This is a genomic window from Paraburkholderia kirstenboschensis, assembly GCF_032806925.1.
Lineage (GTDB): Bacteria > Pseudomonadota > Gammaproteobacteria > Burkholderiales > Burkholderiaceae > Paraburkholderia > Paraburkholderia kirstenboschensis.
The window spans coordinates 2,076,105-2,102,568 of sequence record NZ_CP136513.1; the positions used below are offsets into that span (position 1 = coordinate 2,076,105).

23 protein-coding genes are annotated in these 26,464 nt (G+C 64.4%); 7 read left to right on the top strand and 16 right to left on the bottom strand.

What is annotated here, in order from left to right; translation table 11 throughout:
* Positions 1-175 precede the first annotated feature (175 nt).
* Together RW095_RS31915 and RW095_RS31920 are read right to left on the bottom strand one after the other, a co-directional pair.
* On the bottom strand, positions 176-1,648 hold the full coding sequence (locus RW095_RS31915; RefSeq protein ID WP_317019955.1) for a xylulokinase: 1,473 nt from the start codon (positions 1,646-1,648) through the stop codon (positions 176-178).
* A gap of 201 nt (positions 1,649-1,849) precedes the next feature.
* A complete protein-coding gene (locus RW095_RS31920; protein ID WP_317019956.1) occupies positions 1,850-2,047 on the bottom strand; it encodes a prephenate dehydrogenase in 198 nt (65 codons plus the stop codon).
* Between the two features lie 29 nt (positions 2,048-2,076).
* Between RW095_RS31920 and RW095_RS31925 the strand changes: the two genes are divergently transcribed.
* Positions 2,077-3,486 (top strand): nucleobase:cation symporter-2 family protein, encoded by a 1,410-nt coding sequence (locus RW095_RS31925; protein WP_317019957.1) that lies wholly within the window; start codon positions 2,077-2,079, stop codon positions 3,484-3,486.
* A gap of 167 nt (positions 3,487-3,653) precedes the next feature.
* On the opposite strand, the gene RW095_RS31930 is transcribed toward RW095_RS31925, so the two are convergent.
* Genes RW095_RS31930 through RW095_RS31940 form a run of 3 tightly spaced genes read right to left on the bottom strand, consistent with a single transcriptional unit; the run spans position 3,654 to position 9,657 of the window.
* Positions 3,654-5,183, bottom strand: coding sequence for an efflux transporter outer membrane subunit (locus RW095_RS31930; RefSeq protein WP_317019958.1), 1,530 nt, complete (start codon positions 5,181-5,183; stop codon positions 3,654-3,656).
* 1 nt (position 5,184) lies between these two features.
* Complete coding sequence (locus tag RW095_RS31935) at positions 5,185-8,406, bottom strand: efflux RND transporter permease subunit (protein WP_317019959.1); 3,222 nt, start codon at positions 8,404-8,406, stop codon at positions 5,185-5,187.
* An 18-nt stretch (positions 8,407-8,424) separates the two neighbouring features.
* Positions 8,425-9,657: an efflux RND transporter periplasmic adaptor subunit gene (locus RW095_RS31940; protein ID WP_317019960.1), complete on the bottom strand. Its 1,233-nt coding sequence runs from the start codon at positions 9,655-9,657 to the stop codon at positions 8,425-8,427.
* A 423-nt stretch (positions 9,658-10,080) separates the two neighbouring features.
* On the opposite strand from RW095_RS31940, the gene RW095_RS31945 reads away from it, so the two are divergent.
* Positions 10,081-10,719: a TetR family transcriptional regulator gene (locus RW095_RS31945; protein WP_128591278.1), complete on the top strand. Its 639-nt coding sequence runs from the start codon at positions 10,081-10,083 to the stop codon at positions 10,717-10,719.
* A gap of 373 nt (positions 10,720-11,092) precedes the next feature.
* Here RW095_RS31945 and RW095_RS31950 read toward each other — a convergent pair whose 3' ends face one another.
* Both RW095_RS31950 and RW095_RS31955 read right to left on the bottom strand, forming a co-directional pair.
* Positions 11,093-11,719 (bottom strand): cysteine hydrolase family protein, encoded by a 627-nt coding sequence (locus tag RW095_RS31950; RefSeq protein ID WP_317019961.1) that lies wholly within the window; start codon positions 11,717-11,719, stop codon positions 11,093-11,095.
* 53 nt (positions 11,720-11,772) lie between these two features.
* Positions 11,773-11,919: a hypothetical protein gene (locus tag RW095_RS31955; protein WP_317019962.1), complete on the bottom strand. Its 147-nt coding sequence runs from the start codon at positions 11,917-11,919 to the stop codon at positions 11,773-11,775.
* Here RW095_RS31955 and RW095_RS31960 point away from each other — a divergent pair.
* Together RW095_RS31960 and RW095_RS31965 are read left to right on the top strand one after the other, a co-directional pair.
* On the top strand, positions 11,918-12,970 hold the full coding sequence (locus tag RW095_RS31960) for a helix-turn-helix domain-containing protein (protein WP_317019963.1): 1,053 nt from the start codon (positions 11,918-11,920) through the stop codon (positions 12,968-12,970). The genes RW095_RS31955 and RW095_RS31960 overlap by 2 nt on opposite strands.
* A gap of 26 nt (positions 12,971-12,996) precedes the next feature.
* Entirely contained in the window at positions 12,997-13,134 is a 138-nt protein-coding gene (locus RW095_RS31965) for a hypothetical protein (protein ID WP_317019964.1), read from the top strand.
* A 116-nt stretch (positions 13,135-13,250) separates the two neighbouring features.
* On the opposite strand, the gene RW095_RS31970 is transcribed toward RW095_RS31965, so the two are convergent.
* The 6 genes from RW095_RS31970 to RW095_RS31995 all read right to left on the bottom strand — a co-directional run bounded on the left by RW095_RS31970 (position 13,251) and on the right by RW095_RS31995 (position 18,896).
* Positions 13,251-13,985: a CoxG family protein gene (locus tag RW095_RS31970; protein ID WP_317019965.1), complete on the bottom strand. Its 735-nt coding sequence runs from the start codon at positions 13,983-13,985 to the stop codon at positions 13,251-13,253.
* 30 nt (positions 13,986-14,015) lie between these two features.
* Positions 14,016-14,408 carry a DUF427 domain-containing protein gene (locus tag RW095_RS31975; protein WP_128591639.1) on the bottom strand — a complete coding sequence of 131 codons (393 nt, stop codon included), beginning with the start codon at positions 14,406-14,408 and terminating at the stop codon, positions 14,016-14,018.
* A 128-nt stretch (positions 14,409-14,536) separates the two neighbouring features.
* A complete protein-coding gene (locus tag RW095_RS31980; RefSeq protein ID WP_317019966.1) occupies positions 14,537-15,034 on the bottom strand; it encodes a carboxypeptidase regulatory-like domain-containing protein in 498 nt (165 codons plus the stop codon).
* Positions 15,035-15,265: 231 nt separating this feature from the next.
* Positions 15,266-16,786, bottom strand: a complete 1,521-nt coding sequence (locus RW095_RS31985; protein WP_317019967.1) for a DegQ family serine endoprotease — start codon at positions 16,784-16,786, stop codon at positions 15,266-15,268.
* A 141-nt stretch (positions 16,787-16,927) separates the two neighbouring features.
* The gene (locus RW095_RS31990; protein ID WP_317019968.1) at positions 16,928-18,229 is read right to left on the bottom strand and encodes an ATP-binding protein; all 1,302 of its coding nucleotides are present in this window, start codon (positions 18,227-18,229) and stop codon (positions 16,928-16,930) included.
* 4 nt (positions 18,230-18,233) lie between these two features.
* Complete coding sequence (locus tag RW095_RS31995; protein ID WP_317019969.1) at positions 18,234-18,896, bottom strand: response regulator; 663 nt, start codon at positions 18,894-18,896, stop codon at positions 18,234-18,236.
* Between the two features lie 305 nt (positions 18,897-19,201).
* On the opposite strand from RW095_RS31995, the gene dacB reads away from it, so the two are divergent.
* The 3 genes from dacB to RW095_RS32010 all read left to right on the top strand — a co-directional run bounded on the left by dacB (position 19,202) and on the right by RW095_RS32010 (position 23,344).
* The gene (gene dacB, locus RW095_RS32000) at positions 19,202-20,884 is read left to right on the top strand and encodes a D-alanyl-D-alanine carboxypeptidase/D-alanyl-D-alanine endopeptidase (protein ID WP_317019970.1); all 1,683 of its coding nucleotides are present in this window, start codon (positions 19,202-19,204) and stop codon (positions 20,882-20,884) included.
* A 149-nt stretch (positions 20,885-21,033) separates the two neighbouring features.
* Positions 21,034-21,999, top strand: coding sequence for a sterol desaturase family protein (locus RW095_RS32005; RefSeq protein ID WP_317019971.1), 966 nt, complete (start codon positions 21,034-21,036; stop codon positions 21,997-21,999).
* A 94-nt stretch (positions 22,000-22,093) separates the two neighbouring features.
* Positions 22,094-23,344, top strand: coding sequence for an SGNH/GDSL hydrolase family protein (locus tag RW095_RS32010; RefSeq protein ID WP_317019972.1), 1,251 nt, complete (start codon positions 22,094-22,096; stop codon positions 23,342-23,344).
* Positions 23,345-23,501: 157 nt separating this feature from the next.
* Here the strand turns inward: RW095_RS32010 and RW095_RS32015 are convergent, their stop codons facing one another.
* The 3 genes from RW095_RS32015 to purE form a co-directional block, all read right to left on the bottom strand.
* Positions 23,502-24,566 carry an L-threonylcarbamoyladenylate synthase gene (locus RW095_RS32015; protein ID WP_317019973.1) on the bottom strand — a complete coding sequence of 355 codons (1,065 nt, stop codon included), beginning with the start codon at positions 24,564-24,566 and terminating at the stop codon, positions 23,502-23,504.
* Positions 24,567-24,576: 10 nt separating this feature from the next.
* Positions 24,577-25,773, bottom strand: coding sequence for a 5-(carboxyamino)imidazole ribonucleotide synthase (locus tag RW095_RS32020; RefSeq protein WP_317019974.1), 1,197 nt, complete (start codon positions 25,771-25,773; stop codon positions 24,577-24,579).
* Positions 25,774-25,925: 152 nt separating this feature from the next.
* Positions 25,926-26,444, bottom strand: coding sequence for a 5-(carboxyamino)imidazole ribonucleotide mutase (gene purE / locus RW095_RS32025; protein ID WP_317019975.1), 519 nt, complete (start codon positions 26,442-26,444; stop codon positions 25,926-25,928).
* Positions 26,445-26,464 lie beyond the last annotated feature (20 nt).

Below are 26,464 nucleotides of genomic sequence, written 5' to 3' on the forward strand. Positions count from 1 at the left end.
AGTCTGTGAATGCGACGCGCGTCGCCGCCTGCAACATGGCGACGCGCGAATATACGGGGATCATGCTGCGGTCGATGCCTGCGCCGCGCGAGCTACAGGCTAACGCATGAAAAGCGTCATGGTATTGCAAAGTGCGTCGCGGCGTTGTCGGCAGGTGACATTACCGCTCTCTTCATCAAGCGCCGGTGCGTGCGTCGAACCATGTTTCGACGCGACCATACAAATCCAGAAAACGTGCGTAGCGTTCGGCGAGCGCGTGATCGCCTCGCGGGCTCGCCACGTGTGTCGCACCGGGCGCGAGCGCAGCGAGATCGTGCACATGCCAGTGACCGCTCGCAATGCCACCCAGAATGGCCGCGCCGCGCGGGGCGGCATTCGGAGAATCGACCGCGTGCAGTTCGGCGTTCAGCGCATCGGCGAGCAACTGGCGCCAGCGTGCATCGACGGAACCGCCTCCCGCCAGTTTCAATGACGTCACTGTTGCGCCGCTCGCGCGGATCGCGTCGAGCCCCGCGCGCAGCGAAAAGGCAACGCCTTCGAACGCGGCGCGCATCATCGCGCCGCGCGTGTGATCGAGAGCAAGGCCGAGCCAGCCGCCGCGCGCCGTGGGATTGAGCCACGGTGTGCGCTCGCCTGTGAGGTAGGGGAGAAAGGTGAGCGGCGCTGTCGCTGTGGCGGTGTTGGCGTTGGCGTCGATGTCGGAGCCGTGGTTGGCGTGATCGCCGAACGCTTCGGCATAGGCGTCGCTCCATTCGTAGCATAGCCATCCGCGCGCGCGCTCGAGTGCAATGCCCACGTTCTGCATAGCCGCCATCCGATACCAGTGATCGCTCGCCGCGCGATAACGATGCAAGCCTTTAACCGCCTGTGGCTCGTGCTCGGCGAGCACGACGATCTGGCCACCGGTGCCCGTCGTCAGAAGCGCGTCGCCGTCGCGTGCAATGCCGCTGCCGAGCGCAGCGCATGGTGTGTCCGCGGCGCCGGTCGCGAGCACGATACCCGCACGCAGACCCAAGGCCTGCGCCGCGTTCTGTGACAACACACCGGCAGCTGCATAAGACGGCCCCAACGGCGGGAACCACTCGTGCGGAATGCCGAGCCGTTCGACCAGCGCCGCGTCCCACGCGCCATCAGGATCGGCGAGCGCGGTCGCGCAGGCGTCCGACGGATCGGTTGCGACCGCGCCGCCAAGCGCGACGCGCAGCCAGTCTTTCGGCTGCAATGCCCAGCGCGCGCGGCGCGCGGACTCCGGTTCATGCAACACGATCCAGCGCAGCAATGGACCGGCCATGCCGGGCGCCACCGGATTCGGCTGCGGCTCGGGCCACGCGTCGAGCAAAGTCCGCGCGCGCGTGTCGGGCCACAGCATTGCAGGCCGCACCGCATTGCCGGCTTCGTCGATCAGCACGACGCCGTGCATTTGCCCAGACAAGCCGATCGCCTTGACCCCGCGACGCAAGCTCTCGGGCAAGCGTGCAGCCGCTTCGCACAGCGCGCGCCACCACGTCTGCACCGACGTCTCTGCCCAGCCGGCGTGCGGCGTCTCAAGGGCATAAGCGACGCTCGCGGCGGCCTGCTCATGGCCGTCTTCATCGACGATTGCAACTTTGAGGGAGCCGGTGCCGAGGTCGATGCCGAGAAAGCTCATGAGTAATGGAGCGTCGTCAGTTAAGGGGTAAGTGAGAGCACGCGGACCGTGCCGCGAGCGGCGACTTTTGCTAGCCGCGCGATGTGTGCAAACCAGGCGATGCCGCGTGCGCAAAGCCGCCGAATCGCGGGTTAACCCCGGCCGGCGGCGAGTTGCACGAAAACACGACTATGTGCCCGCCCGGATACACCTGATCGATTCTCACATATATCGCTGCGGCTCGGGCACGCGGCGCGACCGCGCGCGCATCGCCGCTGCAAGGGGCTGACCGCCCAGGAACCCGCCGCTCGCCCGGATTCCGGTTTTCAAAACGGGCTTGCGCATATCGTCACCGGGAATGCCGGAATAGGCCCCAGCGGTCTTGTTGCGCTTTTTCGTCCCCGATACCTTGGAGTCCATCCCAAAACCAGATTGTGGAGAGAGACGTTATGCAATCGAACACGGTTCACCCGTGCGACGAGCGGCTGCCTGCGGGCCAGTTGCTCACCCTCGGCATCCAGCACGTTTTGGTGATGTATGCGGGCGCTGTCGCGGTCCCGCTGATCCTCGGCGCGGCGCTGAAATTGCCGAAAGACCAGATCGCGTTTCTGATCAGCGCCGACCTGTTCTCCTGCGGCATCGCCACGTTGATCCAGACGCTCGGCTTGTGGATTTTCGGCATCCGCCTGCCGGTCATCATGGGCTGCACGTTCGCCGCAGTCGGTCCGATGGTCGCGATCGGCACGAATCCGTCGCTCGGCATTCTCGACATCTTCGGCTCGACGATTGCCGCGGGCGTGATCGGCATCCTGCTTGCGCCGGCTGTCGGCAAGCTGCTGCGCTTCTTCCCGCCGGTGGTGATCGGCGTGGTGATTTCGGTGATCGGTCTGTCACTGATGGGCGTCGGCATCAACTGGGCCGCTGGCGGCGTGGGCAATCCCGACTACGGCAACCCCGTCTACCTCGGCCTGTCGCTGCTCGTGCTGATGCTGATTCTGCTCATCAACAAGTTTGCCAAGGGCTTCATCGCGAATATTTCTGTATTGCTCGGCATTGTCGCGGGCTTCGTGATCGCGTTGGCGCTCGGCCGCGTCGACATGGACGGCGTCACGCACGCGCCTTGGGTCGGCTTCGTCATGCCGTTCCACTTCGGCCTGCCGCACTTCGATCCGTTGTCGATTGCGACCATGGTCACCGTGATGTTCGTCACCTTCATCGAATCGACGGGCATGTTCCTCGCGGTCGGCGATATGGTCGATCGTCCGGTCGATCAGAAAGCGCTGGTGCGCGGACTGCGCGTGGACGGACTCGGCACGCTGATCGGCGGCATCTTCAACTCCTTTCCGCATACGTCGTTCTCGCAGAACGTCGGCCTGATCGGCGTCACGGGCGTGAAGAGCCGCTTTGTCTGCGCGATGGGCGGGGTGATCCTCGTGTTGCTCGGCCTGTTTCCGAAGATGGCGCAAGTGGTCGCGTCGGTGCCGGCGTTCGTGCTCGGCGGTGCCGGCATCGTGATGTTCGGCATGGTCGCGGCCAATGGCATCAAGGTACTGTCGAAGGTCGACTTCGTGAAGAATCACCACAACCTGTTCATCGTCGCGGTCAGTATCGGCCTGGGGCTCGTGCCGGTCGTGTCGCCGCACTTCTTCTCCAGACTGCCGCCCGCGTTGTCACCGCTGCTGCACAGTGGAATCTTGCTGGCTTCAGTGTCCGCGGTCGTGCTGAATCTGATTTTCAACGGCGTCAAAAGCGAGAAGAAGGCGCAGTGCGAAATCCGCAAGGCCGGCCACGATTTCGATGGACGTGGCGGCAAGGAACAACCGCGCGACGAAATGCTGCGCGCGGCGGATCTGCATTGAGAGAGACGGCTGGGACACTGAATCGGTAAAGCGTTGGGTTTTAGGTGCAACATCTCGCCAGGCGGCGGGGCTCCGCTCGATCCGCTCGACCGCTGCAAAAGAAAACGCCACGGCATGCCGTGGCGTTTTTTGTCACCGGTCGCTTACCCGTTGAACCGCTGTAACCCTCAGCCGGCGGTCGCAGCCGAAGCCGCTGCCGGCGCGCGCGCCGCACCATAGTCGACGGGCGCGTCGGCCGGACGCGGCTGATCGCCGCTATGCTCGATCCAGCCGCCGCCGAGCGCCTGGTACAACGTCACCAGGTTCTGCAGACGCTCCATGCGCGCGGTAATCAACGACTGCTGCGCCGCATACAAAGCTGTCTGCGCGGTCAGCACCAAGAGGTAATTGTCGACACCGCTCGTATAACGCAGATTCGACAGATCCAGCCGGCGCTGTTCCGCAAACGTGTTGCGCTCGAGCGCCAGGATCTGCTGATCGTACGTGCCGCGCGCGGCCAGCGCGTCCGCCACCTCGCGAAACGCCGTCTGGATCGCCTTTTCGTACGTGGCGATCTGGACGTTCTTCTGGATGTTGGCGAGATCGAGGTTGGCCAGGTTCTGACCGCCTTCGAAAATCGGCAGCGTGATCGACGGCGCGAAACTCCACGCTGCCGAACCCGGCTTGAACAAGCCGCCGAGCGTCGGGCTCAGCGTGCCGAAGCTGCCCGTGAGCGAAACCTTCGGGAAGAAGGCCGCGCGCGCGGCGCCGATATTCGCGTTGGCCGCAAGCAGATTCTCTTCGGCCTCCATGATATCGGGACGACGCGTCAGCAGATCGGATGGCAGACCCGCCGGAATATCCGTGAGCAGATTCTGGTCGTCCAACGTGAGGCCCGGCGCCAGGCCGGCGGGCAGCGGCTCGCCGACCAGCAGCACCAGCGCGTTCTCCGCCTGGGCCCGCAGACGCTCCTGCGCATGCAGGTTCGCCTCTGCCTGCTCGACCACGGTCTGCGCCTGGCGCAGATCGAGTTCGGAGCCCGTGCCGTTGTCGAACTGCAGCTTCGTGATGCGATACGACTCCTGCGCGGTCTTCAGCGTACCTTGCGTGACCTTCAGCAGGTCGTCGAGCTCCAGTACCGTCAGGTACTGATTCGCCACTTGCGAGACCAGCGCGATTTCAGCCGCCTTGCGCGCCTGAGCCGTGGCCAGGTACTGAGCCAACGCCTGGTCCTTCAGGCTTTGAATACGCCCGAAGAAGTCGATTTCCCACGAAGCGTTCAGGCCGACCGAATACGAGTTCGAAATCGTATTGCCGAACACCGACAGATCTTTCGGCGTCCGCTGTTTGCTTTGCGATGCCGCGGCGTCGAGCGTCGGGAACAGACCCGCGCGAACGATCCGGAACTGCGCCTGCGACGCCTGCATGTTCAGCACCGACACGCGCAGATCACGGTTGTTCTTCAGCGCGATCTCGATGAGCTGCTGCATGCGCGGATCGATAAAGAAATCGCGCCAGCCGATGTCGGCCGCGGCCAGGCCGTTCGCGCTGCGCGCGCCGGCCCCGCCAGGCTGCGTCGCGCCCGGCTGCGTGGCGTACACACCGCCGGTCGGGAACGTGCTCGTCACCGGCGCGGCGGGGCGTTCGTACTTCGGCGCCATCGTGCAACCGGCGGCGAGGAACGCGACCGCCACTGCAATCAAAGAGTGTTTTTGCATCTCAATGTCCGTCCTTGCCCGAGCCGTTGCTGTCGGACCCGCCAGCGGCCCCGCCGCCTTGCGGATCATGCGGATGGTGCTGGTTGTAGTGTGCGAGCGCCGCGTCCGGGTCTTCCTTCTCGCCGCCGAACTTCGCGCGGATCACGACGAAGAACATCGGGATCATGAAAATCGCGAGGAAGGTCGCCGTCAACATACCGCCGATCACGCCCGTACCGATTGCGTGCTGGCTGGCCGAGCCCGCGCCGTTACTGATCGCGAGCGGCATCACGCCGAGAATGAACGCGAGCGATGTCATCAGAATCGGACGCAGCCGCAGACGTGCCGCTTCCAGTGCGGCCTCGACCGGACCCATGCCCTCGCTCAGCTGCAGCTCGCGCGCGAATTCGACGATCAGAATTGCGTTTTTCGCCGACAGCCCCACTGTTGTCAGAAGACCGACCTGGAAGAACACGTCGTTCTCGAGCCCGCGCAGCGTGGCGGCCAGCAATGCGCCGATCACGCCGAGCGGCACCACCATGATCACGGAGAACGGGATCGACCAGCTTTCATACAGCGCCGCGAGACACAGGAACACGACGAGGATCGAGATGCCGTACAGGATCGGCGCCTGCGAACCGGACTGGCGTTCCTGCAACGACAGGCCCGTCCATTCGTAGCCGACACCCGCGGGCAGTTTCGCCACGAGCGCTTCCATTGCCGTCATCGCCTGACCGGTCGACTTGCCCGGCGCCGCCGCGCCCTGGATTTCCACCGCGGAAATACCGTTGTAACGCTCGAGCTTCGGCGAACCGTAGGTCCACTGGCCGCTTGCGAACGCAGAGAAAGGCACCATACCGCCCGCTGTGTTGCGCACGTACCAGGCGTTCAGGTCTTCCGGCGTCATGCGGAACGGTGCGTCGCCCTGCATGTACACCTTCTTGATCCGGCCGTCCGTATCCAGGAAGTTGTTCACGTATTGCGACGCCCACGCGATCGAAAACGTCTGGTCGATTGCGGACAGCGATACGCCGAGCGCAGAGGCCTTTTCATGATCGATGTTCACCTTGAACTGCGGCGTATCGTTCAGGCCGTTCGGACGCACCTGAGCCAGCGTCGGATCTTGCGCGGCCATGCCGAGCAACATGTTGCGCGCTTGCATCAGCTTTTCGTGGCCGACACCCGCGCGGTCCTGCAGCTCGAAGTCGAAGCCCGCAGCCGTGCCGAGTTCCGGAATGGACGGCGGATTCACCGGATACACGAGCGCGCCCTTGTAGCTGCCGAAGTGCATAAAGAGGCGGCCCACCAGCGCCTGCACCTTTTCATCAGCGTGCTGACGCTGCGCGTAGTCCTTCATCCGCACGAACACGAGACCGGCGTTCTGACCGCGGCCCGCGAAGCTGAAGCCGTTCACCGTGAAGGTGGATTCGACAATCGCCTTTTCGCCGTTGAGCAGATAGTCCGACACGTCTTTCAGCGCGCGAGCGGTGGTTTCCTGCGTGGAGCCCGAAGGCGTTTGCACCAGCACGAACATCGTGCCCTGGTCTTCGTCCGGCAGGAACGACTTCGGCAGTTTCACGAACAGCAGACCGACCGCGAAGATCACCACCATGTAGATGATGAGCCAGCGACCCGAGCGCTTGATCACGTGGTGCACGCCCGAGTGATACTTGTCGCGGCTCTTGTTGAAGTTCCGGTTGAACCAGCCGAAGAAGCCCTTCTTCTCTTCGTGATGACCTTGCGGAATCGGCTTGAGAATCGTCGCGCACAAGGCCGGCGTCAGAATCAACGCAACCAGCACCGACAGCACCATGGCGGCCACGATGGTCAGCGAGAATTGCCGGTAGATAGCGCCGACCGAACCGCCCGAGAACGCCACCGGCACGAACACCGCCGACAGCACGAGCGCCACGCCGACCAGCGCGCCGGTAATCTGGTCCATCGCCTTGCGCGTGGCTTCGCGAGGGGATAAGCCCTCCTCCGCCATCACCCGCTCGACGTTTTCCACCACCACGATCGCGTCGTCCACCAGCAGGCCGATTGCCAGCACGAGCCCGAACATGGACAACGTGTTGATCGAGAAGCCGACAATGCTCATGACCGCGAACGTGCCCAACAGCACCACCGGCACTGCGATGGTTGGGATCAGCGTGGCGCGCAGGTTCTGCAGGAACAGGTACATGACCAGGAACACCAGCACGATACCTTCGAGCAGCGTCTTGACCACTTCCTCGATCGACAGACGCACGAACGGCGTGGTGTCGTACGGATACTTGACGACGAGACCGTGCGGGAAGTACTTCGACAACTCGTCGATCTTCGCGCGCACCGCCTTGGCGGTGGCGAGCGCATTCGCGCCCGTGGCGAGCTGGATACCGAAGCCCGCGGTCGGCTGACCGTTGTACTTGGTGTCGAAGTTGTAGTTTTCGCCACCGAGCTCGACGCGTGCGACGTCCTTGATACGGACCTGCGAGCCGTCGGGATTGACCTTCAGCAGCACGTTGCCGAACTGCTCAGGCGTATTGAGCAGCGTCGCTTCCGTGATGGTCGCCTGCAACACCTGCCCCGGCACCGACGGCGTGCCGCCGAGCGAACCGCCCGCGACCTGTACGTTCTGCGCCTGCAGCGCGGACTGCACATCCACCGGCGTCAAGCCGAAGTTGGTCAGCTTGTTCGCGTCGAGCCAGATTCGCATTGCATACTGTGAGCCGAACAGCGTGACCGTGCCCACGCCGTCGATACGGCTGACCGGGTCCTGAATGTTCGACGCCACGTAGTTCGCGAGGTCGTACTTGCTCATGCTGCCGTCTTCGGACACGAACGCCATGACCAGCAGGAAACTGCTGCTTGACTTCGTGACCTTCGTACCCAGCTGCTGCACAGCTTGCGGCAGCAACGGAGTGGCGAGCTGCAGCTTGTTCTGCACCTGCACCTGCGCGATGTCAGGATTGGTGCCGGCCGCGAAAGTCAGCGTGATGGTTGCCGTACCCGAGTCGTCCGACGTGGACGACAGGTACAGCAAGTGGTCGAGACCACTCATCTGCTGCTCGATCACCTGCGTGACGGTGTTTTCCACCGTCTTCGCCGAAGCGCCCGGATACGTTGCGCTGATCTGCACAGCCGGCGGCGCGATGGTCGGATATTGCGCGATCGGCAATGTGAACACCGACGCGATACCCGCGAGCATCAAAATGATGGCGATCACCCATGCAAAAATCGGGCGATCAATGAAGAACTTTGCCATGTGGCGGGCTCCCTGTTATTACGCGCCCGATGCAGCGGAGGCAGGTTGACCCGTCTGCGCGCTGCCGCTGGCGGCCGACGCACCTTGAGCGGCTGCGCCGGAGGCGGGGGTAGCGGGAAGTTGCGCGGCAACGGTCTTGACCTGCATGCCCGGTTTTGCCTTGTCGGTGCCCTGCACGATCACGCGGTCGCCGGGTTTCAGACCGCTCTCGACCACCCAGTTCGGACCGTACGTGCCCGAGGTGACGAGCTGACGCAACACGACCTTGTTGTCGTCGCCGACGACGAGCGCGGTAGGCTGACCCTTCTGGTCGTGCGTGATGCCGACTTGCGGCACGACGAGTGCGTTATCGTTCACGCCTTCCTCGATCCTCGCGCGCACGAACATGCCCGGCAGCAGCACCTTGTCCTTGTTCTGGAAGATCGCGCGGACCGTGACAGAGCCGGTGCCCTGGTCGACCGTCACGTCGGTGAACTGCAGCTTGCCCTTTTCGGAATACGTCCGGCCGTCTTCGAGAATGAGCGAGACCTTCGCGGCGTCAGGACCGTTCGTCTTGAGACGCCCTTCCTGCATCTGGCGGCGCAGCTTCAGACCTTCGAGGCTCGATTGCGTCAGATCGACGTAGACCGGATCGAGTTGCTGCACGGTGGCGAGCAGCGTCGCGGCGCTCGCCTGCACATAAGCGCCCGGCGTGACTTGCGACACGCCGATCTGGCCCGTCACGGGCGAGGTCACGTCGGTATAGCCCAAGTTGATCTGCGCTGTCTCGACCGCTGCCTTGCCCGCGGCGACGTCGGCGGCGGCCTGGCCTTCCGAGGCGACCGCGTTGTCGTAGTCCTGCTTGCTGACCGCATTGGCGGCGACCAGCACCTTGAAGCGGCTTGCCTGCGCCGTGGTGGACGCGAGGTTGGCCTGCGCCTTGGCGAGCGTTGCCTTCGCGTTGTTCAGCGTGGCGATGTACGGCGCCGGATCGATCTTGTACAGGCGCTGGCCTGCCTTGACCTGGCCGCCTTCGGTGAACTCGCGGCGCAGCACGATACCGTCCACCCGCGCGCGCACTTGCGCGACGAGGAAAGCACTGGTGCGGCCCGGCAATTCAGTGACGACAGGTACGGTAGTCGGCTGGACTGTGACGACGCCGACTTCGGGCGTCTGTTGCGGCGGGGCAGATTGTTTTGGTCCGCATGCTGCCAGCAATATGGCAGCCGTCGCGGCACTGATTAAGCGGAATGGAACCCGTTCGACGCGCATGGAGCGACCTCTGTCTATGACTGAGAATGAAAAAGTGCGCGCATCCCTACCCCGGGGACGACGGCGCACACATGCGTCTTGCGACGCTCGACCGAAAGCCATGGATGCCGACAAGCTGCCAGGCAACCAGAACCAAATGCGCCATACCGGGAAATGCCGCACCGCGCCGCCCGTTGAATCACGGCGCGAAAGCGTTCTGAAGACAACAGTGACGGATATTAACCGGTCGTCACAGCTTGGGCTATCCGATCGTGGGGTGCTATTATATATACATTCACGAATGGATGTAAAAGTGCGTTACTTCTCTTACGGGGCGGGGATCCGGAAGAAAGCTTCGCGAAACAGTTCAGGGCAAACGGATTGTCATCGAGCGTATTTAAAAAAGGCTCGGGAAAACCCGCAATCAGGGCGAGTTAGACAAATATGGTTAGAAGAACCAAAGAAGAAGCGCTGGAGACGCGCAATAGCATCCTCGACGCAGCCGAGCGGGTCTTCTTCGAAAAGGGTGTGTCGCGCACGTCGCTCGCCGACATCGCACAGGCGGCCGGCGTCACGCGCGGCGCCATTTATTGGCACTTCGCGCACAAGAGCGACCTGTTCACCGAAATGTTCGACCGCGTGCTGCTGCCGCTGGACGAACTCAAGGCCGCGTCGCTGGACCCGAACGAGCCCGATCCGCTTGGGCGGCTGATGGAAATCTGCATTGTCTGCGTGCGCGATACCGCGACCGATCAGCGCCGCCGTCGTGTGTTCGACATTCTGTTTCTGAAGTGCGAGCTGGTCGAAGAGATGGGGCCGGTGATGGTCCGCTACCAGACCAATATGCGCGAGGCGCTGATCAAGATCGAAGGCGGCTTGCGCAACGCGATCTCGAAAGGGCAATTGCCGGCAGACCTCGATACGAAGCTCGCTGCGGCCATGGTGCATGCGTTTGTCGGCGGGTCGCTGCGCGATATGCTGTTTCTTCCGGATGCCACGGATTTCACCGCGCTCGGCGAGCGGATGGTCGAAGGCATTTTCGATGCACTGCGTCTGAGTCCGGCGTTGCGTAAGACAACGTGAAGCAGCGGATGGCGGGCCGGGCGGGCGCGAGGCGGCCTGCTTGGGTCGTTCGCGGCTGATTGGGCGGTGGCTGTCGGCGCTGGCGTTTGCTAGCGCTGCTGGGATTGATGGGATTGATGGGATTGATGGGATTGCTGGGATTGCTGGCGGCGCCGTCGTTGCCGGCAACGCTCCCGACGCACCATTTGGCGCAATCAGCCGCGCCTGCTCTCGCGGCGCTTGCTGCGGTGTTGGACCAGCGTTGGACCGGCATTGTCACGACCTTTGAGTCACGACCTTTGAGTCACGACCTTTAAGTCACGGCCTTTGAGTCGCGACACTCAACTCGCGACCTTCAACTCGCGACCTTTCAGCCGCGTCGCTCATGCCCGTATCAGCGATTCCGGCTGCGCGCCTTCTGATTCGATGCATAAATGTTGCCGCGCTCCAGCGGCGCACCGTTACTCACGGCGGCAAGCCATTCGTCGGTGCTTGCCACAGCCGCAAAGCGTGATTGCAGCACCACACTGAACACGCGATGAATATCTTCCGCGCTTGCAAAGCCTGCGCTGTTTTCATAGGGCACCGAGCCGGTTGCATCGTGCAGGAATTCGACGGCGAGGCCCGCGTGGACCGCGTGATTGATCGTCGATGCATCGCAGTTGTGCGTCATGTAACCCACTACCGTCACCGTGTCGATTTGCCGTGCTGCCAGCCAGTCGGCGAGGTCTGTGCCGGTGAAGGCGCTCGGCAGCGACTTCTCCAGATAGTGATCGCGCCCGCGGGAAGCGACCACCGGGTGCAGTTCGGCTCCCGCGCTGCCGCGGGCGAACAGCGGCGAAGTGGCGGGCGCGAAGTTCTGCACGATCACCACCGGCACGCCGGCGGCGCGCGCGGCGTCGATCGCGCGTCCTATGTTGGCTAGCGAGCTTTGGACGTCCGGATACTCGATCGGCAGATTGCCGCTTACGTATTCGTTCTGCACGTCGATGACGATCAGCGCACGGCGTGGTGTGGTCATGGCAAGACTCCTGTGAAAAGTTGATGAGGTCGCGCGCCACAGCCCCGGTAGCTTCAGGCAAGCGAGGCCGCCGCGATGACGCATTGTTCGCCAACGCCCGTTCTGGCGACAGCGGCCCGATTGACAATATTCGCTAGAATCGGGCCATCGTCGTCGTCGTCGTCGTCGTCGTCGTCGCTCTTACGAGGTGCCTGACTCATGGCTACATCTGCCGCTTCTGCCGCTTCTGCCGCTTCTGCCGCTTCTGCCGTTTCTACCCCCGCCGCCGCAAAGCCCGCCACAAAGCCCGGCGGACAACGGACGCATATCGTCGCAGTGATCGCGTTCGACCGCATCAGCCCGTTTCATCTTTCTGTGCCATGCGTGGTGTTCGGCGAGGACCGCAGCGGCGGTGGCGTCCCCGGCTTCGACTTCCGCGTCTGCGCAGCCGAAACCGGCCCGCTGACGACGACCGCAGGATTCTCGATTGCGGTGACTCACGGCCTCGAAGCGCTCGCCGAAGCCGACACGATCATCGTGCCGAGCTGGCGCGATCCCGCCGAGTCGCCGCCGGCCGCTTTGCTCGATGCACTACGCGCGGCGCACGCACGCGGCGCGCAACTCGTCGGCCTGTGCCTCGGCGCGTTCGTGCTGGCTGCCGCGGGCATTCTCGACGACCGCCCGGCCTCCACGCATTGGGCATGGGCCGACGACTTCGCGCACCGTTATCCGCGTGTCCGGCTCGATCGCGACGTGCTTTATGTCGACGACGGCAACGTGCTGACATCGGCGGGCACGGCTGCCGGCCTGGATTGCTGCCTACATGTGCTGCGCAAGATGTGCGGCGCCGAGGTGGCGAACTTCGTCGCGCGGCGGCTCGTCGTATCGCCGCACCGGCAAGGCGGCCAGGCGCAATACATCCAGCAGCCGGTGCCGCCGAACGTCCGCGAAGACCGGCTCTCGGGTCTGCTCGACTGGGTGTGCGGCAACCTCGACGCGCCGCATACGCTCGACAGCCTCGCGGCCCGCGCGCTAATGAGCCGGCGCACCTTCACGCGGCGCTTCAGGCTCGCCACCGGCACTACCGTCGGCGCGTGGCTGCTCGCACAACGGCTCACGCGCGCGCAGCAGTTGCTGGAGAGCTCGGATGAGTCGGTGGAAGCGATTGCGGGCATCGCCGGCTTCGGGTCGGCGGCGTCATTGCGTCAACACTTCGCGGAAGCCTTTCGGACGTCGCCCTCGGCATGGCGAAGAGAGTTTCGCGGCGCCTGAAGACACAGCGGCCATGCAGGTGCCGCGTGACACGCACGCTATACGCGAAGCAAACGCGGCGTGACACGCTAAAGACGATCAAGACGCCGGGTAACACGTTGAAGGCGAAGCATGGCATCGACGCCGCGAAGCGACGCCTGGTACAAAGCGACGCGCTTTCGTAGTCGGCCACCGCGAATTCGTAGTCGCGCCCGCACGACACTCGACCCCGCACGCTGCGCGACCGTTCCGCGCGTGCATGCCGCTCACGCGCTAGTCAAGCCGCGAACAAGGGACGCCGTCAGCGCTCGCTGATCCAGCGCGCTACATACAGCAGAAGCGCGACGAGAAAAATCATCGCCGCCCACGCCCAGTTCGGCATGGCATGCGGAGTCGGCTCGGGGTGAGAGACGCCATGCGACACGCTGGCCGCCCGCCCGGCGAGCGCGTTGCCATGTTCGGTGCGAGTGCGTCGCGAGACGCCGCCAAGCGTGATGGGCCGCAAAAATACATGCTGGCGACGCGCCGCCGAACCGCGCGCGCGGTTCGGCCCCTGCCCATGCTTCGCACGCACGACCGCGCTGAATTCGGTGAAAAAATCGTCGGCGAGATGATGGAGCGCGTTTTCGAGCTGACGCGTGGGCAGTTCAGCGAGCGGCCCGGACGACGTCGCCCAGATCGTGTAGTCGATCCGTGTGCCGCGCTCCCTGGCGCCGAGCGCGCCCTCTTCCGCGCGCAGGCGCACTTCGATTTGCCCGCGCAGCGAGCCGATACCTTCGGCGCGCGCCTTGAAATTGATCGTGCGGCGCTCCGCATCGGCCGGGCCGGAATCCTGGCCGGCGACGTGCGCGCGTGCTTCGTAACGCGCGCGCAGCGGCCCGAGCGGCACCGTCATAGCCAGCGCGTATTCGCCGTGCGAAAGACGCGTGAACGACTCGCAGTTATCGAGGCTGGCGCGCAGCAGCGCGAGATCTTGCAACGCGTCCCAGACATCGGACGGCGCAAGTGGAATCCGTAACGCGTCGTTCAGTTCCATCCCAGCCTCCGACAAACACGCGACAGCGGATCAGGACGTCTGATCGATGCGGTCGACGCGCGATGAGTAAAACGCGAGATATCCCTGGATCGGGGCTGCCTGTTCGAACGGCGTCTCGTAAGTCCATACGGCGTTTTCGATCAAGCCGTCTTCGGTGCGCAGATGGTAGTACGACGCGTCGCCCTTGAACGGACAGTGCGACGTGTGCGTGGAGCGTTCGAGCCGCGCCATGTTCACGTCCTCACGCGGGAAATAGAACACGTCGGGCAGACCGGTTTCGGCGAGCGTGAGCGCCGCGTGCGTGTCGGCCATCGTCACGCCGCCGTGAATCACCCGCACCCGGTGATGATTGCCCGTTATCGCAATGGCGTGCCCGCCGGAGGGTTTGTCCGGGCTTGCGTGAGGTGTCAAGGCATCGCTCATGTCTCGGCTCCGTGAAAGTGTGCGGTCGTGCATACAGCAAAGCCACGGGACAGGCCCGTGGCTTCATTATCGGTCAAAGTCCTCGCGATTGCGCGGCCTCCGTTCTGCATGCCCGCGAAGCCTCGGGTTTACTGGGTGTTCCAGTAGAACGCAGCTTTCGCCGTGCCCTTCGCGGGCACCGTCAATGCCTTCGACTGGTCGCGGTCCTTGTATGTCGCGTGCACCGTGTAGCGACCCGGGCGCAGTTTCACGAGCATGTACGGTCCGCGCGACGCGGTGCTCAACACCTCGCCGTTATGGGCATCGACGATTCGCACGTGGACGTCGGCCAGATAGTCCGAGCCCGGTCCGGTAAAGCGCAGCGACAGCGGCCACTGGCTTTGCGCCTGCTGCAGCGCCTTGGACTCGTCCAGACCGACGCCGCCCGAGACGAACGACACGTCGCCTTGTTGCTGGATTTGCGGCAGACCTCCGCCGTTGGCGTTGCCTGCGCTCGTCTCGTCCGCGGTGGTACCGCCGGTTACTTCGCTCGCCTGCTGCGCGTACGCGCCGCCCGCCAGACCGAGAGTGAGCGCCACGCTGGCCGCGGCGGCTACGATCTTTTGCTGAGTGCGTTGGTTCTTCATCGGTTTGCTCCTTATTGACGTCCTTATCCGGTACCCGTCGATGGGACCGGGTTCAACCTGGATGCAACTGGCGTGCCACGCGGCCGCTCGCCGATCCGGCAAACCGCCCGCTTCGCACGTCACACGCCGCAAAGCCCCCTGCTTGCGGCTTCCGTCATAGAAAGAAAAATGCCGGTCTGTCTGCAGTAAGTGCAAACAGACCGGCAAGCGTTACTCGATGCTGCGCGTGGATCAACCCAGATCGACCGGCACGAAAATCTGCGCATTGTCCCGCTGGATCAGCAACGCGATGCTATTGCCCGCGCCGGAGATCATCTGCTTCAACTGATCGACGCTCGTCACCGGCCGGCCGTTGACCGCGAGAATCACGTCGCCCGGCTGGATGCCCGCGCTTTCCGCCGCGCCGCCCGACTGCTGCACGAGAAGACCGTGCGAGATCGAAGCACTGCTCTTTTCTTGCGGCGTCAGCGGACGCACGGCCACGCCGAGACGGCCTTGCAACTGCGCGGGCTGGTCGGCCTTGTCCGAGGCCAGCTTCGTGTCCGACAACGAGCCGATCGTCACCTTCAGATCCTTCGTGCCCTTGTCGCGCCACACCTGCACTGTGGCCGTGCTGCCGGGCGCGAGCCCTGCCACCTGTGAAGGCAGCGCCGACGAATCGCCCACCGGCTCGCCGTTCACCGACAGAATCACGTCTCCCGGCTGCAAACCCGCCTTCGCGGCAGGACCGTCCGGATCGACGGAGCTGACGAGCGCGCCTTGCGGCTTCTGCATGCCGAACGAATTTGCCAGCGTCTGATTCATGCTTTGCACCGCGACGCCCAGGCGCCCCCGGCTCACGTGACCCGTCTTCACGATGTCGTCCTTGACCTTGATCGCTTCATTGATCGGGATTGCGAACGAAAGCCCCTGGAAGCCGCCAGTCTGCGAGTAGATCATGGAGTTGATGCCGATCACCTCGCCTTGCAGATTGAACAGCGGCCCGCCGGAGTTGCCGGGATTCACCGGCACGTCGGTCTGAATGAACGGCGTGTAGTTTTCGTTCGGCAGCGAACGCGATTTCGCGCTGATGATGCCCGAGGTCACCGTATTGTCGAAACCGTACGGCGAGCCGATCGCGACCACCCACTGACCGACCTTGCTCTGACGCGGATCGCCGATCTTCACTGTCGGCAGACTGCTTGCGTCGATCTTCAGGACGGCGACGTCCGACTGTTTGTCGGCACCGATCACCTTGGCTCTGAACTCGCGCTTGTCGGTCAGCTTCACGGTGACGACGTTTGCGCCGTCCACCACATGCGCGTTGGTCAGGATATAGCCGTCGCTGCTGACGATAAACCCGGAGCCGAGACTCGCGCTCGGCTCGTCGGGCGCATCGCCGCCGTCGCCGCCCTGCATGCCGGGCATGCCGCCAAAAAAGTGCTTGTAGAACTGGTAGAACGGATCGCTCGGATCGATCGGCAACTGATTGCCGCCGCTCACGCCGCCATTGCCTCCATTACCGCGCAATGCCGTGCGCTTCACGACGTGCTTTGCGCTGATGTTGACCACCGCCGGTCCGTACGTTTCGACGAGACCGGAGAAATCGGGAATGCCGGTTTTCGCGGCGGCTTCGGCGGGCATCATCGCCGCTTGCGCCGGTGAAATCACCTGAGGCGCGGGTACGTCGCGATGGCCCGCCACATAGCCGGCGGAAAGCGCCACGGCGACAGCCGCTGCAACAGCGCTGCGAGACAAGGTTTTCGCGTTCATCGTGTACTCCTGACTGGAGAAAGAAACTTGGATGTCAGGGAGCGTACGGGGCATCGCTTAAAAGAGTCTTAAGCAGCGACAGATTGCGTTTTGGCCTTCTTTTCAGGGGTTTTCTGCACCAAGCAAATTGAAAGCATTGCTTCAGAAGCGCACGGTGACGTCTAGCCCACCGGCCGGCGATTCGTCGAGCGACACCGTAGCGTGATGTTGAGTGGCGATTCGCCGGACGATCGCAAGGCCGAGTCCGCTGCCGGCCACATCGGTACGCACGCGATTTTCGCCGGCGCCCGAGCGATAGAAACGGTCGAATACACGCTCGCGTTCGGCAGGCTCGATGCCGGGTCCGCTGTCGGCGATACGCACCACCGGATGACCGTGTTCGACATGCAGACTCACGTCGACGCGCCCGCCTCGCGGCGTGTACTTGGTCGCGTTATCGACGAGATTGTTGAACATGACGCGCAGCGACTCAGGATCGCCGATCACAGTAGCCGCTTCGCTCGCCTCGATGCCGAGGTCCACGCCGCGATTTTCAGCAAGCGGCGCATAGGTCACCACGCAGTCCTGCAACAACGAGCGCAAGTCGACGGCATCGGTGGCGGCGAGGCCGTCCGGCTCCGAGCGCGCGAGCGCGAGCAGTTGCTCGGCAAGGCGCGTCGCGCGCGTCACACCCGCTTGCAGATCGGCGAGCGCTTCGCTGCGCGCCGCGTCGTCTTTTGCGCGCGCCACCAGTTGCGATTGAATCTGCACTGCGGCAAGCGGCGTGCGCAGTTCGTGCGCGGCGTCCGCGACGAACGCCTTCTGGATGTCGAGCGCGGTGGCGAGCCGCTGCAACAGCCCGTTCAACGCGCGCACGAGCGGCTGCACTTCGAGCGGCAGGCGCTGATCGGGCAACGGATCGAGCGCCTCCGGATGACGCGTGTCGAGTGCGCTCGTCACGCGCCGCAGCGGGCGCAACCCGCGTCCGATGATCACCCACACCGCGAGCCCGAGCGCCGGCAGCAGCACGATCAACGGCCACAACGTGCGCAATGCGACGTCGGCGGCGAGGCGGTTGCGCACCGACAGCGGTTGCGCCAACTGCACGACGTTATCGCCGACGATCGCCCCATACACGCGCCAGTCGCCGCGATCCGTGTGTTCGGTCGTAAACCCCAGTTCGGCGCGCGGCGCGAGCGGCGCGCGCGGACGCGAGTAGTACATCAGCACGCCGTTGCGATTCCAGATTTGCAGCACGATGCCTTCGTCGCCGGTATCGCGCGAGCCGAGCACTTGTGAAAACGGTTCGGACGGCAGGGCCGCGGCGATCTGCTCCAACTGGTAGTCGAACAGTTCATTCGCTTCGGCAAGCGCCTGGCGGTAAATCAGCCAGCCAGCTACGCCGACGCCGAGTAGCACGAGCGCGAGCAGCCACACCAGCAATTGACGGCGGATCGAACGCATCGGCTCAGGCTTCCTTGGCGATCATGTAGCCAAGGCCGCGCACGTTGCGGATCAGGTCCGCGCCGAGTTTCTTGCGCAGCGCATGAATGTAGACCTCGACGGTATTGCTGCCGATCTCCTCGCCCCAGCCGTACATTTTTTCTTCCAGCTGACTCTTCGAGAGCACGGCTCCGGGCCGGGCGAGCAGCGCTTCGAGCAGCGCAAACTCTCGCGCCGACAATGCCACCGGCGCGCCGTCGAGCGTGACCTGATGCGACGCGGGATCGAGCGTCAGATTGCCGTGGCGGATCGTCGAATCGCTACGGCCCGATTGACGACGGATGAGCGCCCGCATGCGCGCGCCGAGTTCGTCCAGATCGAACGGCTTGACGAGGTAATCGTCCGCGCCGGCGTCGAGACCCTTCACGCGGTCGGCTACAGCGTCCCGCGCCGTGACGATCAGCACCGGCAAAGCCTGGCCGCGCGCTCGCAGCGTGCGCAACACGTCGAGGCCGTCGCGCTTGGGCAGCCCCAGGTCGAGCAGCACGAGGTCGTAGGGCTGGCTGCCCGCCGCGCTGAGCGCCGCTTCGCCGTCTTCCACCCAGTCGACCGCGAAGCCTTCACCGCGCAGCGCCTTGCGCACGCCCTCGGCGATCATCCGGTCGTCTTCGACTAGCAAGATGCGCATGGTCACGTTTCCTCAACATTCGATGATGCCGCATTCTAGCGCCCGCCCTCCGCATGCGCGGCGGTGTGGCGCTTTTTTCACCGCAGGCCGACGGCATGTCACTACAATGGGCGCTTTCCGTCGCGCGGCGGTTTTAAGGCTTGGCCCACGTGGTAGGCGAGCAATGCGCGCCAGCACGAATGCCCGACGCCGCATGCGCCATGGCGAACTCCGCCGGCGCGCTGCGAACACTCCGTGCGCCGCATCTCCACCACTTTGAATCGCCGCGTGCCGCACGCCCTGACATTTTGCTTTCTCGCCCGTCCATGACGCACGCTTTCCTGTCTTTTGCCGCACGCCATCTTCATCATGCGGCGCTGCGCTCGCGCTTAACGTCCCCTTTCATCCCATCCTTGTCCGCCTGCTCTGTTGCCGTCGCGCCGCGCGCGAGCGCGTGGCTGCTCGTCTGTGCCGCGTTAGCCGGCGGCGCGTCGCTGCCGCTTGCCGCGCAGGCGCGCGTCAAGACGACACATCCGAGCATCAACGTCAGCACCGTGTTGCCGCAATCGGTCATGATCGGCTTGCAGCGCGCGCACGTGCCGTTGTCGTCGATCAGCGTGGTCATCGAAAAAGTCGGCGATCGCACGCCGATCGTCGCGCTGAATGCGGGCAAGCCGATGATGCCCGCCTCGACGATGAAGCTCGTCACCACCTACTCCGGTCTGTCGATTCTCGGCCCCGACTACCGCTGGCGCACCAACGCGTACGTCGACGGCACAGTCGACGCCAACGGCGTGCTGCACGGCAATCTGTACATTCAAGGTACGGGCGACCCGAAGCTGGTGCCCGAAGAACTCATCGACCTCGTGCAGAAGATACACAAGGCGGGGATTCGCGGCATAGACGGCGCGCTGGTGCTCGACAAGCGCTACTTCGATCCGTCGACGCGCGATCTGCCGCCGTTCGACGACGACGCGAGCGCACCGTATAACGTCGGGCCCGATCCGCTGCTGTACGCATTCAAATCGCTATCCTTCACGCTGACGCCTTCATCGGACGGCACGGTCACGATCGACGTACTGCCCGCGCTCGCACAGTTGCAGATCGACAATCAGATGCGCGCGGTCAACGGCCCATGCCGCGGCGAAGCGGCATCCGTATCGCCCACCGTCACGCCGACGCCTAACGGCACGCTCGTCGCATCGTTCGCCGGCGACTATTCGGTGCGCTGCGGCCCGCGCACCGTCAACGTCGCGGTGCTCGATCACTCGGCCTTCTTCGCGGGCGGCTTCCTTGCTTTGTGGCAGCAGACGGGCGGCACCTTCAGCGGCGCGACGCGTGAAGGCGCTGTGCCCGTCGGCGCAAAACTGGTGGCCACGCATCAGGGGCCGGTGCTGTCGGACATCGTTCGCGACATCAATAAGTTCAGCAACAACACGATGGCGCGCAACCTGTTCCTGTCGATCGGAGCAGCCGAAGAAAAAGGGCCTGCGACGCCCGCCAAGTCGGCCCGCGCGATCGAGGCGTTCCTGCGGCGTGACAGCATCGACATGGAATATCTGACGCTCGACAATGGCTCGGGCCTCTCGCGCGACGAGCACATCACCGCACTCTCGCTCGCCGACCTGCTGCAACGCGCCAACGCGAGCCCTGTCGCCCAGGTGTTCGTGCAGTCTCTGCCGATCGCCGGTGTCGACGGCACCATGCGCAACCGCCTGACCAACCAGGGCGCAGGCGGCAACGCACAGATCAAGACCGGCACCTTGCGCGACGTGCGGGCAATCGCGGGCTACGTGGCATCGGCGGACGGCAACAGCTACGTGGTGGTGAGCTTCATCAACGATCCGCACTCCGAAGCCGCGCGCGCCGCGCACGACGCGCTCCTCGAATGGGTGTATCAAGGACCGAACTCGGGCTTCAGCAGAATCTCGGCGCCTGCCGCCGAATCGGCAAGCGCGGCACCGCACGGCAAGCCTAGGAAAAACCCGCGCAAGCGCGACGCGCATTGAGGATTCCTTCTAGCGAAGGCGGCGCGCGGTGAGACCTTAAGCGTGTACGCTGTCGAGCAGTGTTCGAGACTCACTGCACGCTCGCACAGCGACACGACAAAACACCGCGGCATGTCACGCGGCGACAAGGGACCACGGAGGAAGACACCATGCAATTCGACGCCGAATTGCTGCTGCTCGCCATGGCGCCAGTCTTTCTCGCATGTATCGGCTGGGAGGCGTGGCACCTGCGGCGAACGCGCCCCGGCGCGCGGCTCTATAGCTGGCGGGACACGCTGTGCAATGCAGCGCTCGCGCTCATGCAGCAAGCCGCCGACAAGCTCGCCTGGCTCGCGATCATCCCCGTCTATGCGGTCTTTTACGATCACTACCGCGTCTACACGTGGCGCGCGGGCTGGCTTTCGTTTGCCGAGCTGTTCGTCGCGCAGGATCTGCTCTACTACGTGTTTCACCGTTGCAGCCATCGCGTGCGATGGCTGTGGGCCGCGCATGTCGTGCACCACTCGTCGGAGCGGATGAATTTTTCCACCGCCTTCCGCCAGAGCCTGATGTATCCGGTGGCCGGCATGTGGCTCTTCTGGGTTCCGCTCGCCGTACTCGGTTTTCCGCCGAAGCAGATCGTCGCTATTGTGCTGATCAACCTGGGCTTCCAGTTTTTCGTGCACACGCAGGCGATCGGTAAATTCGGCAACAGAGCGGGCAGCAAGCTCGGCTGGCTCGAGTACGCATTCAACACGCCGTCGATTCATCGCGTGCATCACGCGCGCAACGACCGCTATATCGACCGCAACTACGCTGGCGTGCTCGTGGTCTGGGACCGGCTGTTCGGCAGCTACGTCGACGAGGACCCGCGCGAGCCTTCCGTGTACGGCATCGTCGAGCCACTCGATACGTATACCCCGCTGAAGGTGACGTTCCACGAATGGGCGTCGATGGCGCGCGACTCCGCGAGCGTGCACGGCGCGCGCTACAAGCTGCGTGCGCTGTTCGCACCGCCCGCGTGGGCGGCCGATTATCACGCGCGTCTCAGGGCCGGCTCAACGGCCACGCTTGCGCACGCAACCATCAACGAGAACAACGATATTGCCGCGTTTTCCGCACGACGCAGACCGTAGAAGATTCTGTAAGCTGTCGTCACGCCGCCGACGCGGTGGACGCGGCCTGCAATACATGGCGCAAGGGCCAAACATACGAGGAGATGTAGTCAACATGAAGCACACAGCATCGAGGAACCAGCATTGGTTGCGCGTCTCGCAAACGGCCGTCGCGAGCGCGGCGTTTGCGCTGCTCGCCGCTTGCGGCGGTGGCGGCGACAATAACAACAACGCCAGCAGCACGCCCGCGGGCGGCGTCAAATTGCAAGTCGTTTCGTTCGGCGACAGCCTGTCGGACGCCGGCACCTATTCGCCGGTGATTCAGGGGAGCTTCGGCGGCGGCCGCTTCACGACCAATCCGGGCGAAGTGTGGACGCAGAAGGTGGCCGAGTATTACGGCGACACCTTGAAGCCGGCATACCTCGGCGGCTTCGGCCAGCCGCTGGTCGCGACGGGCGGCTTCGGTTATGCGCAGGGCGGCTCGGACGTCGTCAACCCTCAAGGCAAAAGTTGGGCGCCTAACAACATGGCGGCCACGACGGTGCCCATCGTGACTCAGGTCGCGAACTACCTGGGCGCCCATACGAGCTTCAACCCGAATCAGCTCGTGCTCGTGAACGGCGGCGCGAACGACATCTTCCAGTTCGCGGAAAACACCGCTAACCTGACCGCGCTCGGCACCGCGCTACAGACGCAATACCCGTTGCTGGTCCAGGCGGGCAAGCTGCCGAACACGCAGGCAGGCCAGGTTGCGTTTATCGTCGGCTATCTGCAACAGCTGCCTAACCCGCAGGTTGCTCAGGCCGCCGCCCAGCTGGCCGCGCAGGTCAAGACCATTGTCGGCGCGGGTGCGACGCACGTGGTGGTGTCGACTGTGCCCGACATCGGCAATACACCGCTCGGCGTCGCATCCAACGCGAAGACACCGGGTTCCGCCGCGCTGCTGTCGGGAATCTCCGCCGCGTATAACTATCTCTTCGTTCAGAACCTCACGGCCCTCGGCCTCGTGGGCACGGGCAAAGTGATCGTGGTCGATGCGTTCGCGTGGCAGGATCAGCAGTTGCCGAACTACAAGGCACTCGGCTTCACGGTGTCCAATACAGACACAGCGTGCAATCTGAGCGCTATGCAGGCCAACGCAACGGCGTACGCCCGGGCCAATCCGGCCGCGACGAACGGACTGACTCCGGAGCAGTACGGCAGCCAGTTCGGCTCGTCGCTGTTCTGCTCGCCGCAAACCTACACGGTGGCCGGTGCCGACCAGACCTATATGTTCGCGGACACGGTCCACCCGAGCACGCACATGCACGCGTTGTTCGCGCAGTATGTCCAGCAGCAGATCGCGGCTACCGGGCTCGGTAAATAAGCGGAGTTCGAGAGACCGCGCGTGACGCTGTCTTTAGCTGTAAAAGATGGATTGCGAAACGCCTGGCTTATCGACTGTGTGAGTGTGTCGATGCAGCCAGGCGTTTTTTATTGGGCGCTTGCCCGGCACTTCCAAGCATGGCGCGAGCAGCGGGAGCTCAGGCGTGGCTTTGCGCTTCGAACGCCGCTGCCGCGCGGCCCAGGCGGTCGTTCACGGCGATCCATTCGATCGTATCCGGCAACTTCTCGATCAATATGCGCGTGACGTTGGCACGATCGAGCGCCCGCAGCAATCCGTACAGTTCGCGTGCATACACATGCGGATCTTCCGGGGCCGCAATGAAATGCACGCCTTCGGCGTCGGCCCAATGCCCCGCGCGCGAAGCACGCGCGACCAGCGCAACACGCTCCCCCGGCTCGCGAGCGGCCAGCACCGGTTCCAGCGCGGTGAACGGCAACAGCGCCAACGGCGTGCGAGGCGCGTAGTGGGCCTTCAACGTGCCGGACGCTCGCGGCGCGGTCGCATCCGAGCCGTCGGGAAGGCGCGGCGCTTCACCGAGCACGTCGGCGATATCTTGCGGCGTGACGCGGCCCGGTCTCAGCAAGGCGGGAAAGCCGCGCGACAAATCGACGATTGTCGATTCGATGCCGACGTCGGACGCGCCGCCGTCGAGCACATGAATCGCGCTGCCGAACTCCTCGCGAACATGTTGTGCGGTGGTCGGACTCACGTGCCCAAAGCGATTCGCCGAGGGCGCCGCGACGCCGCCATGTCCATTGCGCAGCGCGCTGAACGCCTCCAGCAACGCTTGCGCCACGGGATGCGAAGGACAGCGCAGTCCGACCGAATCCTGCCCGCCGCTGACCGCCGAAGGTATGCGCGCGGCGCGCTTCAGGATGAGCGTGAGCGGCCCAGGCCAGAACGCGTCGATCAAACGCTGCGCCTCCTGCGGCAAATGCTCGACCCAGTAGTGCGGATCGCCCTGCGGAGCCAGATGCACGATCACCGGATGATTCGCCGGCCGGCCCTTCGCCGCATAAATGCGAGCCACCGCGTCTGGATTCTCGGCGTCGCCGCCGAGCCCGTAGACCGTCTCGGTGGGAAACGCGACGAGGCCGCCAGCGTCGAGCAGCGCCGCTGCGTGCTCGATCTGCGCGGCGCTCACGGGCAGCGCGCTTGCGGCGGCTTCACCGGGTTGGGCGGGTTGCTGTTGATCGGGCATGGCTCGCGTGTCAGCTCGTGGCGATGTGCAGCAGCCGCGCGCAGTCGCGCCCCGCCGTGCGCGCTTCTTCGAGCGTCGCAGCCGTGAAATTCACATGGCCCATCTTGCGGCCGCAACGCGCTTCTTCCTTGCCGTACAGATGCAAACGAGCCGCCGGCATCGCCGCGACCTCGTGCCATGGCGGCGTGACCGACGCGCCCTTCGGGCCGTCCGGGAACCAGACGTCGCCAAGAATGTTCAGCATGACTGCCGGCGAATGCTGACGAGTGTCGCCAAGCGGCATGCCGGTCATTGCGCGCACCTGCTGTTCGAACTGGCTGGTCGCGCAGGCGTCGACGGTGTAGTGCCCGGAGTTGTGCGGACGCGGCGCCATTTCATTGGCCACCAGCGAGCCGTCTTCGAGAATGAAAAATTCGACACACAGCACGCCGACATAGCCGAGCTTGTCGGCGATTTGCAGCGCGGCTTGTTGCGCCTGCTCGACGAGCGTGGGGCTGGCGTCCGGCGCCGGAACGATGGTGTGCGACAGCACGCCGTCGCGATGCGTGTTCTGCGCGAGCGGGTACACGACCGACGCGCCGCTCGCCGCGCGCGCGATCAGCGCGGAAACTTCGAACTTCAGCGGCAAGCGCTTTTCCAGCACGCACGGCACGCCGGCGAGCGACGCATACGCCTCGCGCACTTCGTCGGCATTGCGCACGCGAATCTGGCCCTTGCCGTCGTAACCCATGCGAGCCGTTTTGAGGATGCCGGGCAGCACGGCTTCGAGCTTCGCATCGTCAAGCGCGGCGAGCCCGTCCGACGATTCGATCACCACGTGCGGTGCGACCGTCACGCCCGACGACGCGATGAAGCGCTTCTCGGCGATGCGATCCTGGGCCACGGCGACGCATCGGCCAGCCGGACTCACGAACGTTGTCTTCGCGAGGAAGTCGAGGCTCGCGGCCGGCACGTTCTCGAATTCGGTCGATACCGCCGCGCACAGCCGCGCGAGTTCCGTCAGCGACGCTTCATCGTCGTAGGCCGCGCGCAGATGGCGGTCGGCGACCGAGCCCGCCGGGCTGCTTTCATCTGGATCGAGCACGGCGACGCGATAGCCCATTGCCTGAGCGGCAAAGCAGAACATGCGGCCGAGCTGGCCGCCACCAACCATGCCGAGCCATGCGCCGGGCAAAATCGGTGAAACCGGTGTGTTGTCTGGGTTCATCTTAGTGGTCGGTCGCGACCGGGCGTGCCCGCAGTCCTGCAACTCCTGCAATGGCAAGCGTCCGGCCGGTGGGTCAGACAGAGGACTTCCTGTATCAATCGAGCCGTTACGGAGTCCGTTTTCGCAGGACATCGGCCCATTTCCGCCCGCGCTTACAGCGCCGGCAACACCATCGCGTGGGCCGCTTCGTTCTGGCGCACGCGGAACGCCGCGAGCTTCCCCGCATATTCAGCGCTCGTGCCGCTCAGAATCGAAACCGCGAACAGCGCCGCATTCGCCGCGCCCGCTTCGCCGATCGCAAATGTCGCGACGGGCACGCCTTTCGGCATCTGCACGATCGAATGCAACGAGTCGACGCCCTTCAGATACTTGCTCGCCACCGGCACGCCGAGCACCGGCACCGTGGTCTTGGCCGCCAGCATGCCCGGCAGATGCGCCGCGCCGCCCGCGCCCGCGATGATCGCGCGGATACCGCGCTCGCGCGCGCTTTCAGCATAGGCGAACATTTCGTCCGGCATGCGGTGCGCGGAGACGACCTTTGCCTCGTAAGGCACGCCGAATTCCTGCAGAATCGCGACGGCGTTCTTCATTACTTCCCAGTCGGAACTGGAGCCCATCAGCACGCCGACAATCGGCGCGCCATGCGTGTGGGCGGTCTGTGCTTCACTCATCTTGCGGCTTCCTTTTCTCG

Coding starts and splice junctions, on each gene's coding strand:
- RW095_RS31945 (WP_128591278.1), top strand. CDS start 10,081: ATGGTTAGAAGAACCAAAGAAGAAGCGCTGGAGACGCGCAATAGCATC.
- RW095_RS32015 (WP_317019973.1), bottom strand. CDS start 24,566: ATGCCCGATCAACAGCAACCCGCCCAACCCGGTGAAGCCGCCGCAAGC.
- RW095_RS32010 (WP_317019972.1), top strand. CDS start 22,094: ATGAAGCACACAGCATCGAGGAACCAGCATTGGTTGCGCGTCTCGCAA.
- RW095_RS31930 (WP_317019958.1), bottom strand. CDS start 5,183: ATGCAAAAACACTCTTTGATTGCAGTGGCGGTCGCGTTCCTCGCCGCC.
- RW095_RS31950 (WP_317019961.1), bottom strand. CDS start 11,719: ATGACCACACCACGCCGTGCGCTGATCGTCATCGACGTGCAGAACGAA.
- purE (WP_317019975.1), bottom strand. CDS start 26,444: ATGAGTGAAGCACAGACCGCCCACACGCATGGCGCGCCGATTGTCGGC.
- RW095_RS31970 (WP_317019965.1), bottom strand. CDS start 13,985: ATGGAACTGAACGACGCGTTACGGATTCCACTTGCGCCGTCCGATGTC.
- RW095_RS31980 (WP_317019966.1), bottom strand. CDS start 15,034: ATGAAGAACCAACGCACTCAGCAAAAGATCGTAGCCGCCGCGGCCAGC.
- RW095_RS31985 (WP_317019967.1), bottom strand. CDS start 16,786: ATGAACGCGAAAACCTTGTCTCGCAGCGCTGTTGCAGCGGCTGTCGCC.
- RW095_RS31925 (WP_317019957.1), top strand. CDS start 2,077: ATGCAATCGAACACGGTTCACCCGTGCGACGAGCGGCTGCCTGCGGGC.
- RW095_RS31975 (WP_128591639.1), bottom strand. CDS start 14,408: ATGAGCGATGCCTTGACACCTCACGCAAGCCCGGACAAACCCTCCGGC.
- RW095_RS31920 (WP_317019956.1), bottom strand. CDS start 2,047: ATGGACTCCAAGGTATCGGGGACGAAAAAGCGCAACAAGACCGCTGGG.
- RW095_RS31955 (WP_317019962.1), bottom strand. CDS start 11,919: ATGAGTCAGGCACCTCGTAAGAGCGACGACGACGACGACGACGACGAC.
- dacB (WP_317019970.1), top strand. CDS start 19,202: ATGACGCACGCTTTCCTGTCTTTTGCCGCACGCCATCTTCATCATGCG.
- RW095_RS31960 (WP_317019963.1), top strand. CDS start 11,918: ATGGCTACATCTGCCGCTTCTGCCGCTTCTGCCGCTTCTGCCGCTTCT.
- RW095_RS31940 (WP_317019960.1), bottom strand. CDS start 9,657: ATGCGCGTCGAACGGGTTCCATTCCGCTTAATCAGTGCCGCGACGGCT.
- RW095_RS31990 (WP_317019968.1), bottom strand. CDS start 18,229: ATGCGTTCGATCCGCCGTCAATTGCTGGTGTGGCTGCTCGCGCTCGTG.
- RW095_RS32020 (WP_317019974.1), bottom strand. CDS start 25,773: ATGAACCCAGACAACACACCGGTTTCACCGATTTTGCCCGGCGCATGG.
- RW095_RS31915 (WP_317019955.1), bottom strand. CDS start 1,648: ATGAGCTTTCTCGGCATCGACCTCGGCACCGGCTCCCTCAAAGTTGCA.
- RW095_RS31995 (WP_317019969.1), bottom strand. CDS start 18,896: ATGCGCATCTTGCTAGTCGAAGACGACCGGATGATCGCCGAGGGCGTG.
- RW095_RS31935 (WP_317019959.1), bottom strand. CDS start 8,406: ATGGCAAAGTTCTTCATTGATCGCCCGATTTTTGCATGGGTGATCGCC.
- RW095_RS32005 (WP_317019971.1), top strand. CDS start 21,034: ATGCAATTCGACGCCGAATTGCTGCTGCTCGCCATGGCGCCAGTCTTT.